The following is a 13625-nucleotide window of genomic DNA, read 5'->3' on the forward strand; positions in this document are numbered from 1 at the left end:
AGAACCAAAAAAAATTCTCCACGGTCTGACGCTCCTTTGGTCGCGTACTGACCGCACATTTCAATGTTCCCTCTGCACCAAAAACAACGCAAGTTCCTGCAATGGTTGTTTGCGACTGCTTATAACAGCGGTATCTTCTAAGTGCTGTAAAGCCAGGCTCAGGTACTTGTCTTTCAAATTTTTTGCCCATACATCTACTTCACAATCCTTGAAAATTTGTAACACGCTATCCACTTTGTCAGGAGGATTTTCTTTCATTAAACGCAACAATTCCTTTTTCTGAACCGGGGTTGCTGCTTCAAGCGCCTGTATGGTAAGAAAGGTTTTTTTATTGGCCATGATATCGCCACCCGGCTGTTTGCCAAATTTTTCAGGATCGCCAAACGCATCTAAATAATCGTCCTGCAACTGGAAAGCGATACCCAGGTTTTTGCCAAAGGCATATAAATGATCCTGGTTGCCTTCACCGCTTCCACCCAGCATAGCGCCCATTTGTAAGCTGGCTGCCAGCAATACCGATGTTTTTAAAGTAACCATATGCATGTATTCTTCCAGCGTTACTTCCTGCCTTTCTTCAAAGTCCATATCCAGCTGCTGCCCTTCACACACTTCCCTGGCGGTTTTATTAAACAGGTGCATGATCTTAGGCAGGTGAAGCGGGGTTATCTTGCTCAGGTAATCATAAGCCGCCACTATCATTACATCACCGGCGAGCAAAGCAGTAGACTCGTTGTACTTTACATGAACCGTTTGCATCCCGCGCCTGAGCGGCGCTTTATCCATAATATCATCGTGAATGAGTGTAAAGTTGTGAAATAGTTCTACAGCATGGGCCACATGCCACGCATCGGGTTGAATAGCATCGAACAATTCATTACCCATCAGGCATATCACCGGACGGATTCTTTTTCCACCAATAGACAGAAAATATTCCGCCGGCTGGTATAAGGAAGGCAGTGTTCCAGGAAAATGCCTGGTATTGAATTTATCAGAAAATTGTTTTGCCAGCGTTTCAAATGAAAACATAATGTTGTTTAATAAACCCGAAGCCGGGAATTCGAAATCCGAAGGAAATACAAAGCACCAGGCCTGTCCGCCGTGGCGGAAACCAAATCACAGGAACCAAATAAATCTCAAATCCGAAATCGTAAATCCCAAATCCGAAGGAGGGTGCACTCCTGTAACCTGAAACCTGAGACCTCAAATCTATCTCCTTCTCTTCCTTCCCTCTTTATTTTTATGCGATTTTATTTTTTCGGTATGATCTCCGTTATCGCCCTCCATATCTCCGGGCTTTAATATCCACTCGTAATCCAATTGCCTTTTTCCCAAATCCGCCGATATGGCTTTTATCCAAACTTTGTCTCCCATTCTGAATGTTCTGCCGCTCCTTCTTCCGGTAAGGCAGTATTCTGTTTCTATCAACCGGAAATCATCATAATCCAGCAGACTTTGAATGCTTACGAGGCCTTCGCATTTATGCTGAACCGTTTCTACCCAAAAACCAAAAGCAGCCACACCACTGATCACACCTTCAAATTCTTCACCCAGGTATTGCTGCATAAATTCAACCTGCTTGTATTTATTAGCCGCCCTTTCCGCTTCCATGGCCGCCCTTTCCCGTGCACTGCTGTGCAGACATTTTTCTCCCATTTTTTTATCCACTTTCGGATGCCCGTCAAGCACTTCCTGCAAAATGCGATGCACTATTATATCGGGGTACCGGCGAATGGGCGAAGTAAAATGACAATAGTTTTCAAAGCCTAAACCATAATGTCCTATATTTTCGGGTGTGTATGCCGCTTTGGCCATTGTACGTATTCCTAATTGTTCAAGCACATGCTGCTCGGGCTTTCCCTGTACTTCTGCAAGCATTTTATTAAATGAAGCAGCTATGCCGGCCGGCGTTTTGGTATCGAAGCGATGTCCGAATTTTTTAGCGAATTCCACAAATGGTAAAAGCTTTTCTTCATCCGGCGTATCGTGCACCCGGTATGGAAACGGAAGCGGCTGTTTATTGACCTTTATTTTTCCAACCTGCTCCGCTACGGTTCTGTTGGCCAGCAACATAAACTCTTCAATTAGCTGATGCGCCTCTTTGCTTTCTTTAACTACTATACCTACCGGCTTTCCATTTTCATCCAATGTAAACCGCACTTCCTGCGAGGAAAAATTAATAGCGCCATTTTTAAACCGTTGTTTACGGAATTTTTGCGCCAGCTCATTCAGCCATATTATTTCATCTTTGTATATACCTTCTTTGGTTTCAATGATCTGCTGCGCTTCTTCGTATGTAAAGCGATGATTGGAATGAATAACCGTTCTGCCCAACCAGAAATCTTTGATCTCTCCTTTGGCTGTAATTTCAAAAATAGCGGAGAACGTTAATTTGTCTTCATCCGGACGAAGGCTGCATAATACATTGGAGATGTGCTCCGGCAGCATGGGCAATACCCTGTCGGGCAAATATACCGAAGTAGCCCTGTTGTATGCATTTTCATTGAGCACTGTACCTGGTTCAACATAATGACTTACATCTGCAATATGAACGCCAACTTCATATTGTCCGTTTTTTAATTTCCTGAAGCTGATGGCATCGTCAAAATCTTTAGCGTCTGCAGGGTCAATGGTAAAGGTGAGTATATCCCGTACATCTTTGCGCTTTTTAATTTCTGAATCGCCAATAGTATCCGGCATCCTTGCAGCCTCTTCCATTGCGTCATCATCAAATTCAAGTGTAAAGCCGGCGTCAACCAATATTTGCTTCATCGCCATATCGTTCTCATCTGCAGCGTTCAAAACACTTACTACTTCACCATTGGGGCTTTTGGCTTTCCTGTCCCACTCGGTTATGCGCACCACTACTCTGTCGCCATCTTTGGCGCCATTGAATTTGCCGGCCGGTATATACATATCAGGCGTTCCCTTTGCTTTATCCGGAATAAAAAAAGCAAAGTCAACATTCATTTCCAAACGGCCGATAAATTCAGATTGTTTTCGTTCAACCACGTCCGTTACTTCGCCTTCCATTTTTCCGGTTCGCGGATTATGCCTGGTAACATTCACTCTAACCTTATCGCCATGGAGGGCGCGGTTAAAATCCTGCGGACGTACGAAAATATCTTTTTCCTGGTTTTCAACTATTACATATCCAATGCCCGAACGGGTAACATCCAGGGTTCCTTCATAAGTATGTGTTTGAGGTTTAGCTTTTGTTTTCCTGTTGTTCTTATGTTTCATAAGTGCAATTAAGATTTTATTTTAAAATCCTGTATAAATTTTTCGATTAAAAAATTGAATCGTTGCGATTCGTTAAATAAAAAATACGTTTCAATAGGCTGCACATACACCGGCATATCTTTCAGCTCCGCAGCAAATTTCACCAATCGTACCGCATCTTTTTCGGTTACAAGGATCATTTTATCCGCTGCTTTAATTTTTTCAAATCTCTGCCGGATCTCTTTCAGATCATCAATAGTAAAAATATAATGATCCCGGTAATATATAGCATCATAACTGGCGCTCTCTTCCTGAATGTATTGTTTTAATGGACCGGGATTGGCGATGCCACAGGCCAGCAATACTTCCGTTTCTTTAGACATGCGTTTGATAGCCCTTGAAATAATATGATAGGGTGCGCCGTACCGGATGCCGGTAAAAAAAAGGTGCTGCCGGGCTAAGGGCTGTATTTCCGATGTGACCTTTTCCTTTTCAGCGCTGCCAAAATTATCGCTGCATTTGGTAACAATTATAATATTGGCTCTTTTATAGCTGCTCCTGCTATCGCGTAAATCGCCGGTAGGCAAAAACATATCCCTTGTAAAAAGATTATTGTAATCGGTAAGCAAAATATTAAGTCCCGCTTTTACCGTCCGGTGCTGCAAAGCATCATCAAGTATAATAACATCCGTTTCGGGCCGGTCGAACAACAATTGTGGAATAGCGATAGCCCGCTCTTCACCTGCCGCCACCGTAACTTCGGGAAATTTAATATGAAACTGCATAGGCTCATCACCAATATCAAGCGCCGTGGTTTTATCATCGGCCAGCACATAACCCCTCGTTTTGCGTTTATAGCCGCGGCTGAGGGTTGCCGTTTTATAGCGGTGAACCAGCAGTCTTAACAGGTATTCCACCATAGGCGACTTACCTGTGCCACCCACTGAAATGTTACCGATGCATATTACAGGGAAATTAAATTCTATGGATTGAATGATCTCATTATCATATAAATAATTCCTCACCTTAACGGCAGTTCCGTATAAAAAGGCAAATGGGAACAATAACACTCTAAACGACCTGAGCCAGACGGAACTAAAATTCATATACCTTTTGTGGTGTTACACAATAGGTTAAAGGTATATCAAATTCGTCAGTATCTTCTATAAGCGGTTCCGCCTCAAAAAAAGACAAACCTACTTTAATTACATCTTTACGGCATTGTGCCAGGAACCTGTCGTAAAACCCTTTTCCATAGCCCACCCTGTTGCCCCGTTCATCAAAAGCAAGCAGTGGAACCAACACCAGGTCAATATTGCTGCTGGCTACCCGATTACCTCCTGCAGGCTCCATAATGTGATGTACATTTTTTACCAAAACAGTATGTTCATCGTACAGGTAATGGATCATAGCGCTTCCTTCAGGATTGGTTTTGGGAACAACAATATTCAAACCCGGATTGGAAAATTTCAAAAATTCCATAACAGGATAGGTATCCACTTCCTTTTGTATATCCATGGGGAGGTATGTATGCAGGTAATGCAGGAAAGGCAGCGGCAATTGCTGAAACTGAATCATTATAAGGTCCTGCATTTTATCCGTCTCTGTTTCGCCCAGCAGGGTTCGTTTTTGTTTGTAGATATTCCGAAGCTCTTTTTTGGTCATACTAGTTTTATGTGTGGTGCAAGTTGCAAGGTTCAAGTTACAGGGAAATGCACCTGAAACCTGAAACCTGTAACCTGCAACTCATGCCTCACTATTTATGAAAATTGAAAATACCGTTGTGCCGTAACTTCTGGCGGTTTTGAAGTGAGGATGTTTTTCATAATTATTCCTGGGTGTATGTTCCAGCACAAACCATCCTTTTTGAAACAACAGGCCATTTTTAAACACTTCAGCCGGCAGATCATCAATATTGCCTAAGGCGTAGGGCGGACCTGCAAAAATAAAATCAAACTGCTCATTGCATTGCCGCATGAATGCAAAAACGTCCATTTTAACGACCTGTATATTTTCAAACCCGAATGATTCAATATTTTTAGCAATAAATGCATGCATCTTAGGGTCTTTCTCCACTACCGTAAGTGATTTTGCGCCTCTTGAAGCCAGTTCATAGCTGATGTTCCCGGTTCCGCCAAAAAGATCAAGCGTTTTTAAAATGCTGATATCGAGGTTATTTTCAATGATATTGAACAAGCCTTCTTTTGCAATATCGGTAGTAGGACGCGTATAAGGCATTTTAGCCGGCGGGTTAAATCTTCTTCCCCCCGCTGTGCCGCTAATTATTCGCATAAAGCGGTATTGAATAAGGAAGTGAAAAAATGAAGTGGATATTCGTTAAACGCTTCATTGTATTTAAAATCCGCAGGACGTTCATCTAACTCAATATTCAGAAAATACTTTTGTAGCTCTGAATATACAGATGAATGGTCATCCAAAAGCCCAGATACCGTAAGTATGATCTGTTCACAATCTGCATTAAACTGCCGGCATGCATTCAGCAAATGCCAGGTTACATCTTCTGCCGTTTCATATTCAAAAGTTTGCATTATTTGCAGTTCACCGTTCCGGAACAATGCAAAAAGAAGCTTATTCGGATAAAAGATCAGGGTGGCTTCATCGCCTTCTGTCTTTTTGCTGATCTGCTCTTTTCTTCTCAATACTACGGTATAAGCGTGGTAAAAATGTCCTTTGGGAAAATGTGCTCCCAATAATTGATGCAATGCCACGGGTACCCGGTACACATTGTATAAATTCCAGCCAGGCAGTTTATCGGTGAGTATTTCGCCCTTATCCAGATCGCCATAGATAAGATCAATGGAGGCTTTATTCAAATTTTCATCATAAACCTGCCCGGGAACCAATATACTTTCGGGAAAATAATATACTACAGTTACCCTGTTATACGACCGTGCAAGCCATTCATTATGATAGATCAGCTCTTTACAATGATTGAAAGCATTGTATTTGTCAAGATTAACATATTGCAATGCAATAAATTCATGCTTATTATTGTCCAAAATGCCAAAAAGGAGATGATCCGCGGCTACTTCAACGTATAAATTACATTGGGCGGCATCTTCTATTTCCGTAACCGGCACCTGTATTTGGTATGCAACATTCACGCTTATGATTTATTGCCGCAATAATAACACATTTTACAGTATATTTCCTTGTTTTCCGCTTTGCGACAATATTCTTATCAGCAAAAATCGTAACTTCGCAAATAGTATAAAACATTTATTATGATCACTGTTTCGGCTTCTGCAAAAGACTATCTGGACCGGTTGATGGCAGAAGAAAAAAAAGAAGAAGAAACCTTTGTAAGGGTAGGTGTAAAAGGGGGAGGATGCTCCGGGCTTGAATATAACCTGCATTTCGACAACCAAAGAAAAGCCGGTGATGAATTATATGAAGACAAAGGTATTAAGATAGTTGTTGATATGAAGAGTCTTTTATATCTCTACGGCACCGAGTTAGATTATTCAGGCGGCCTAAACGGAAAGGGTTTGGTGTTTAAAAATCCGAATGCCAGCAGAACCTGTAGCTGTGGGGAAAGTTTTTCGGTATAGTTTTTTGGTAGTCTGGGATAATACATTATAATTATGGCTAATAACAGTGCTGACATATTAGAGGAATATAGTGACAAAGAGTATGAATTTGGCTTTGTAACGGATATTGAGATGGATATAGCCCCCAGGGGATTAAATGAAGACACCATACATTTTATATCCGCTAAAAAAAAGGAACCTCAATGGTTGCTTGACTGGCGTTTAAAGGCCTACCAGTCATTTTTAAAACAGCCTGAGCCGCACTGGCAGAATTTTGAACTCCCAAAGATTGATTTTCAGAATATATCCTATTATGCCGCCCCCAAATCCAAGGCAAAGTACAAGGATATGAATGAAGTTGATCCTGAACTGATCGCTACATTCGAAAAACTGGGTATCCCTCTTTCAGAACAAAAAATATTAGCTGGTGTGGCTGTTGACGCAGTTTTTGACAGTGTTTCCGTAGCCACCACTTTTAAGGAGACTTTAAAAGAGCAGGGCATCATCTTTTCATCCATAAGTGAAGCGGTTAAGGAACATCCCGAATTGATACAAAAATATCTGGGTTCGGTTGTACCCCATTCCGATAATATATATGCCGCTTTGAACGCGGCCGTTTTTTCCGACGGATCCTTTGTATATATTCCCAAAGGTGTTCGTTGTCCCATGGAATTGTCTACTTATTTCAGGATCAACTCTGAAAATACCGGGCAGTTTGAACGCACGCTCATCATTGCCGATGAAGGCAGCTATGTAAGTTACTTAGAAGGCTGCACGGCGCCGAAGCGCGATGAAAACCAGATGCATGCGGCCGTAGTTGAGCTTGTAGCGCTTGAAAACGCGGAAATTAAATATAGTACAGTACAAAACTGGTATCCCGGCGATAAGGAAGGCAAAGGCGGCATCTACAATTTTGTAACCAAACGGGGAGTTTGCAGGGGCGCTCATGCCAAGATATCGTGGACGCAGGTAGAAACCGGATCGGCCATTACGTGGAAATATCCCAGTGTAATTTTGCAGGGCGATTATTCAAGTGGCGAATTTTATTCGGTTGCCGTTACTAAAAATAAACAGATTGCCGATACAGGTACCAAAATGTACCATATTGGTAAGGGCACCAAAAGCAGGATCATTTCTAAAGGCATTTCAGCAGGACAGGGACAGAATAGCTACCGCGGACTGGTGCAGGTAGGCAGTAAGGCAGAAAATGCAAGAAACTTTACCCAATGCGATTCTTTATTGATCGGAGACCGTTGTGGCGCTCATACTTTCCCATATATCGAATCCAAAAACAAATCCGCTACTATTGAGCATGAAGCCACCACTTCAAAAATTGGGGAAGACCAGATATTTTACCTGAACCAGCGGGGAATAGATACTGAAAAAGCAGTAGCGCTTATTGTTAATGGCTATGCCAAGGAAGTACTGAACCAGTTACCCATGGAGTTTGCTGTGGAGGCACAAAAGCTTTTATCCATTACACTGGAAGGAAGTGTGGGATAGAGAGTGGTAAGTAGTGAGTAGTAAGTGGTGAGAGGTGAGAGGTGGAAGAAAAAAAGATTCTTTGTTCTAATTAAAATATAATTAATTAACGAATTCAGTTCCCAAAGGGGTTATTAAACAAAATAAGAAATACAGCAATATATCATGTTAAGCATAAAAAATCTACAGGCGAAGGTTGAGGATAAACAGATTTTAAAAGGGATTAACCTGCAGGTAAATGCGGGTGAAGTGCATGCGATTATGGGACCAAATGGTTCAGGCAAAAGTTCTCTTGCCTCCGTGCTAACCGGTAGAGAAAATTTTGAAGTTACGGGTGGAGAAGTACTGTTTGATGGCAAAGACCTGCTGGAATTTTCTCCGGAAGACAGGGCCCGGGAGGGCTTGTTCCTTGCTTTTCAATACCCGATCGAGATACCGGGCGTTTCCAATATTAACTTTTTACGAACCGCTTTAAATGAAATAAGGGCTTATCATAACGAGCCGCCTTTAGAAGCGAAAGAGTTTCTCCGGTTAACAAGGGAAAAGCAGAAACTGGTGGAATTTGACGCCAAGCTCACCAACCGCTCTTTAAATGAAGGTTTTTCCGGCGGCGAAAAAAAGCGGAATGAAATATTCCAGTTGGCCATGCTCAATCCTAAATTGTCCATCCTTGATGAAACGGATTCCGGACTGGATATTGATGCTTTGCGCATTGTATCCAACGGCGTAAATAAATTGCGCTCCGAAAAGAATGCTTTTATTGTAATTACGCACTACCAGCGTTTATTAGAATATATTGTTCCCGATTTTGTGCACGTATTATACGATGGCAGGATTGTTAAATCGGGTACCAAAGAATTAGCGCTGGAACTGGAAGAAAAAGGCTACGACTGGATTAAAGAACCCGTTACCACGGCATCGGTTTGATGAATAACGCAACTTCGAAATGATTACTACTACATCACTATACGACCAGTTTATTACTTTATACAGGGAAAAAGAAACAACGCAGGATAATGATTGGTTAAAAGATTTACGTGAAACCGCGTTTGAAGCATTTTCCGGTAAAGGCTTTCCTACAACTAAGCTCGAAGATTGGCGGTTTACCAATGTGTCTCCTTTTTTAAAGGAAGATTTTCGCCTTCAGCCCGGTGCAGCCTCTTTACACGGGCTGCACAATGCGGCGCATATACCTTTGCTGGATGCTTATGAAGTGGTTTTAAAAAATGGAATGCTGAATGAAGATGTAAGGATTCCGGGTGTAAAAATCTCACCCCTTCGCACTGCATTGAAAAACGAAAACCTTCAGTCTTATTTTGGCAGGTATATAAATACCGAAAAGCATTCCTTCGCGGCATTAAATACAGCTTTATTTGAAAATGGTATAGTTATAGAAGCAGATAAAAATATTATTTGCGATAAGCCCGTTCATATCACTCATGTATACAATGCGGAAGAAGCCGTTTTTATTCAGCCAAGAATTTTGATCATCGCTCATAAGAGCAGCAAGATCCAGATCGTTGAATCGGTAGTAGTGATTGGTGATAAGCCTTTATTTATAAACAATGTAACGGAATGCTATGTTGCGGAAAATGCCCAGGTAGATCAATACAACCTGCAAATTGCCCCCTCTAATACACATCTTGTTAATTTTAACCAGACTGTGCAGCAAAGCAACAGCCTGTTTAATAATTACACCTATAGCCTGCCCGATGCAGTATTTGTGCGCAACAATCTTCATCTTGATCTGAACGGCACCAATACAGAAAGTCATTTGTATGGATTGTACCTCGCAGGTGGTAACCAGTTAACAGACAATCACACGGTAGTGAACCATTTGTTTCCCAACTGCCTCAGTAATGAATTGTATAAAGGGGTGTTGTTAGACAATGCAAGGGCGGTCTTCAGCGGCAGAATTTACGTTCATCAGGATGCTCAAAAAACAAATGCTTTTCAGCAGAATAATAATATACTGCTGAGCAATAAAGCGGTGGTGGATTCAAAACCGCAATTAGAAATTTTTGCGGATGATGTAAAATGCAGTCATGGCTCTACTGTGGGCAGCCTCAACAAAGAAGCGTTATTTTATTTACAGTCGAGGGGCATTGGTGAAACTGCTGCAAGAAATTTGCTGGTGAGGGCATTTGCGTTTGATGTTACCAATAAAATTCAGATCCCTGCCGTGAGAGAATATGTTGAAAAACTGATCACCCGTAAAATGGCAGAAGCGTATGACTAACAGTGAGCCGATAACAGACAGTGTACTGGATATTGAAAAGATCAGGAAAGATTTTCCAATACTGCAAACAAAGGTTTACGGCAAACCATTAATATATTTAGACAATGCGGCTACCACGCAAAAACCACGCACTGTTCTGCAATCGCTTGAAACCTATTATACCCAATACAACAGCAATGTGCACCGCGGTGTTCACTTCTTAAGCCAGCAGGCTACTGAAGCCTATGAAGAAGCGCGAAAAAAAATAGCGGCTTATATCAATGCACGTTTTGATCACGAAATTATTTTTACAAAAGGTACTACCAATGGCATTAACCTGGTCGCTTCTTCTTTTGGAAAGAAATTTTTGAAAGCGGGGGATGAAGTGCTGATCTCTGCCATGGAGCATCATTCCAATATCGTTCCCTGGCAATTGATCTGCGAAGAAAAGGGAGCCACCTTAAAAGTGATCCCTATTAATGAGCAGGGCGAATTAAAAATGGATGCTTTTGATGAGTTGCTGAACAGTAAGGTAAAAATAGTAGCCGTTACCTATGTTTCTAACAGCTTGGGTACGGTAAATCCTGTATTTGAAATGATACAGAAAGCGCATGCGCTGAACATACCCGTGCTTATAGACGGGGCGCAGGCCATCCAGCATATCCCAATAGATATACAGCAATTGGATGCTGACTTTTTCGCTTTTTCGGGACATAAAATTTACGGACCAACCGGGGTAGGCGTTTTATACGGAAAAGAAAAATGGCTCAATGAAATGCCTCCTTATGAAGGTGGTGGCGACATGATCAAAAATGTAACTTTCGCTAAAACCACTTATAACGAACTGCCTTTTAAATTTGAAGCGGGCACACCCGATATTTCGGGCGGCATTGCATTAGGCGCTGCAATAGATTATGTTCAGCAAATAGGTGCCGCCACCATTCAGCAGGCCGAAGAAGAAGTAGTAGCCTATGCCTTCGACCGGCTTTCTGCAATATCTTCCCTGCGCTTTATTGGAGATGCCAAGCACCGTTCAGGCGCCATTTCTTTCTTGGTGGGCAATATACATCCCTTCGACCTGGGTGAAATATTAGACAAGCAGTCTATCGCAGTACGAACTGGGCACCATTGCACGCAACCGCTCATGGATTTCTTCCATATTCCGGGCACAGTAAGAGCTTCGTTTGCATTTTATAATACAAAGGCCGAGGTGGATGAGCTGGTGAAGGGCATTGAAAAGGCCAAACGCATGCTGGAATAATTGCTATCTTTTTCTCTCCGCTAAAATCACTTGAAAGTTCGGAACTTTGCAGTAAGGAGCAAATGTACAATGACTATAAAAGAACAACAGGATACGATTATAGAAGAATTCAGTTTTTTTACAGACTGGACGGAAAAATATGAATACATTATTCAGTTGGGCAAAGACCTGCCATTGATTGATGAACAGTATAAGAAAGAAGAAAATCTTATCAAGGGCTGCCAGAGTAAAGTATGGCTGCATGCCGAACACAGGGATGGAAAAATATTTTTTACTGCGGATAGCGATGCAATAATCACCAAAGGGTTGGTAAGCATGGTAGTGCGGGTATTATCGGGGCAATCGCCGGCAGCTATTGCTGATGCTGAAATATATTTTGTTGACGCCATTGGTTTAAAAAGCCATTTATCGCTTACCCGTTCCAACGGGCTGCTGTCTATGCTGAAGCAGATGAAGATGTATGGAGTGGCGTTGAAGGCGAGAGGGATTTGAAATTTAAGATTTCCGATCTAAGCATATCCTGCATTAATAAAAAGATAAGGAGTTGAAGCATATCAAATCTCAAATTTTAAATTTCAAATTCAATCATGCTCTACGATAAAATAGAAGAAGTTTTAAGAACGGTATATGATCCCGAGATCCCTGTGAACATCATGGACCTGGGACTGGTATATGAGCTGCAGGCTGATGAAAATGGTAAAGTAAAAATCATTATGACCCTTACTGCACCCGGCTGCCCCGTTGCAGGCGATATTGTGGCAGAAGTACAGCAAAAAACAGAAGCCATTGAAGGCGTAACCGATGTGTATGTGCACCTTACTTTTGACCCGCCATGGAACAGGGAAATGATGACAGAAGAGGCCAAGCTGGAACTGGGATTTTTGTAGTGAGTAGTGAGTTGACCTGGCAGTTTCGACGCGCATTTTTTCTTGCTTCCGAATAATTCGTTTTTATTTCCGGGATATAATCCCGGAAGAAAACACAACAGTTACAAAGAGTCTGCTTCATACAGTAACGCTTCCCCGATGATCATAGATTTCGCATATCCTCCTCCATACGGGGTATTTTTTCCACGGATTGAATATCGTTTGTTAAGAATAGATTAGGTGTACGCTTGTGCATTCATAAGCGGGATTGTAATTCATTCATTTCATCTCTGGCACTTTTTTGGTATAACCATTAGCATAAAAAACTGATTTATAATTAAACAGAACTTATATGAAAAAGATATTTTTTTTCGTTGCTATTGCCGTTGCTGTCGTTGCCTGCAATAACAATTCCGGGGATGCAGCAATGAGCGGCGATGATACGGCTACACTGCAAACGCCGCCGGCAGATCATACGCATATAGATATGGATGCCACCGCAACGTACCAGGCCGAAGAAGGTGATGTGAGGTGGCAGAACGAAAAATTACTCGCTTATAAAAACGGAACCTGGGTAGAAGCTGAAAAAAATATTACGCTGGATGATGGTACAGTAATTACAGTAAAAGGTGATGCCAGGAAAGAGGGTAAGACCATCACGCTTAAAGAAGGGGAATCTGTAAAAAAGACCGGCCGTTTTTTTGATAAAGCAGGAAAGGCTGTTTCCAACGCATGGGATGCTACGAAGGAAGCTGTAAAAGATGCAGGGGAAGCTGTGAAAGAAGGTGCGAATAAAGCTGGGAAAAAAGCCAAAGAACTGGTTGACTCCGTTAAAAATTAATTTTCCCGTCATTACATATTACCGCCAATTGATCGAAAGGTAGAATTTATGTTTCACGTTATGCGCGGCGACTTCGCCGCTCATTTTTTTATTATCGCCTCCCGGCGATTGAAGTATTTAACTTTTGTTTTTGGGGATGCAGTCCTGGAAGCACATAGCAGGTATTTTGCAGATGCTGCGGTAAAAT

General features: G+C 41.9%; 14 protein-coding genes. 8 read left to right on the forward strand and 6 right to left on the reverse strand.

What is annotated here, in order from left to right:
* Positions 1-60 precede the first annotated feature (60 nt).
* The 6 genes from FRX45_RS16145 to FRX45_RS16170 all read right to left on the reverse strand — a co-directional run bounded on the left by FRX45_RS16145 (position 61) and on the right by FRX45_RS16170 (position 6344).
* Positions 61-1026: a polyprenyl synthetase family protein gene (locus tag FRX45_RS16145; protein ID WP_152269491.1), complete on the reverse strand. Its 966-nt coding sequence runs from the start codon at positions 1024-1026 to the stop codon at positions 61-63.
* Positions 1027-1206: 180 nt separating this feature from the next.
* Complete coding sequence (gene rnr, locus FRX45_RS16150; protein ID WP_152269492.1) at positions 1207-3240, reverse strand: ribonuclease R; 2034 nt, start codon at positions 3238-3240, stop codon at positions 1207-1209.
* Between the two features lie 8 nt (positions 3241-3248).
* Positions 3249-4325 (reverse strand): tetraacyldisaccharide 4'-kinase, encoded by a 1077-nt coding sequence (gene lpxK / locus FRX45_RS16155; protein ID WP_152269493.1) that lies wholly within the window; start codon positions 4323-4325, stop codon positions 3249-3251.
* Positions 4315-4884, reverse strand: coding sequence for a 5-formyltetrahydrofolate cyclo-ligase (locus FRX45_RS16160; protein WP_152269494.1), 570 nt, complete (start codon positions 4882-4884; stop codon positions 4315-4317). The genes lpxK and FRX45_RS16160 overlap by 11 nt, the downstream gene beginning before the upstream one ends.
* 81 nt (positions 4885-4965) lie before the next feature.
* Entirely contained in the window at positions 4966-5511 is a 546-nt protein-coding gene (locus FRX45_RS16165) for an RsmD family RNA methyltransferase (protein WP_152269495.1), read from the reverse strand.
* Positions 5502-6344, reverse strand: a complete 843-nt coding sequence (locus tag FRX45_RS16170) for a DUF3822 family protein (RefSeq protein ID WP_193311738.1) — start codon at positions 6342-6344, stop codon at positions 5502-5504. Before FRX45_RS16170 ends, FRX45_RS16165 begins: the two co-directional genes overlap by 10 nt.
* Before the next feature lie 120 nt (positions 6345-6464).
* On the opposite strand from FRX45_RS16170, the gene FRX45_RS16175 reads away from it, so the two are divergent.
* From FRX45_RS16175 to FRX45_RS16210, 8 genes are all read left to right on the forward strand, one after another.
* Positions 6465-6791 carry a HesB/IscA family protein gene (locus FRX45_RS16175; protein WP_152269497.1) on the forward strand — a complete coding sequence of 109 codons (327 nt, stop codon included), beginning with the start codon at positions 6465-6467 and terminating at the stop codon, positions 6789-6791.
* Positions 6792-6824: 33 nt separating this feature from the next.
* Entirely contained in the window at positions 6825-8273 is a 1449-nt protein-coding gene (gene sufB, locus FRX45_RS16180; RefSeq protein ID WP_152269498.1) for a Fe-S cluster assembly protein SufB, read from the forward strand.
* Between the two features lie 144 nt (positions 8274-8417).
* Entirely contained in the window at positions 8418-9179 is a 762-nt protein-coding gene (gene sufC, locus FRX45_RS16185; protein ID WP_152269499.1) for a Fe-S cluster assembly ATPase SufC, read from the forward strand.
* 19 nt (positions 9180-9198) lie between these two features.
* Positions 9199-10491: a Fe-S cluster assembly protein SufD gene (gene sufD, locus FRX45_RS16190; protein ID WP_152269500.1), complete on the forward strand. Its 1293-nt coding sequence runs from the start codon at positions 9199-9201 to the stop codon at positions 10489-10491.
* Positions 10484-11731, forward strand: coding sequence for an aminotransferase class V-fold PLP-dependent enzyme (locus FRX45_RS16195; RefSeq protein ID WP_152269501.1), 1248 nt, complete (start codon positions 10484-10486; stop codon positions 11729-11731). The genes sufD and FRX45_RS16195 overlap by 8 nt, the downstream gene beginning before the upstream one ends.
* Positions 11732-11800: 69 nt before the next feature.
* Positions 11801-12223: a SufE family protein gene (locus tag FRX45_RS16200; protein WP_152269502.1), complete on the forward strand. Its 423-nt coding sequence runs from the start codon at positions 11801-11803 to the stop codon at positions 12221-12223.
* Positions 12224-12318: 95 nt separating this feature from the next.
* Positions 12319-12618: an iron-sulfur cluster assembly protein gene (locus FRX45_RS16205; RefSeq protein ID WP_152269503.1), complete on the forward strand. Its 300-nt coding sequence runs from the start codon at positions 12319-12321 to the stop codon at positions 12616-12618.
* Positions 12619-12949: 331 nt separating this feature from the next.
* A complete protein-coding gene (locus FRX45_RS16210; protein WP_152269504.1) occupies positions 12950-13438 on the forward strand; it encodes a DUF6799 domain-containing protein in 489 nt (162 codons plus the stop codon).
* Positions 13439-13625 lie beyond the last annotated feature (187 nt).

Source organism: Agriterribacter humi (genome assembly GCF_009192765.1).
Lineage (GTDB): Bacteria > Bacteroidota > Bacteroidia > Chitinophagales > Chitinophagaceae > Agriterribacter > Agriterribacter humi.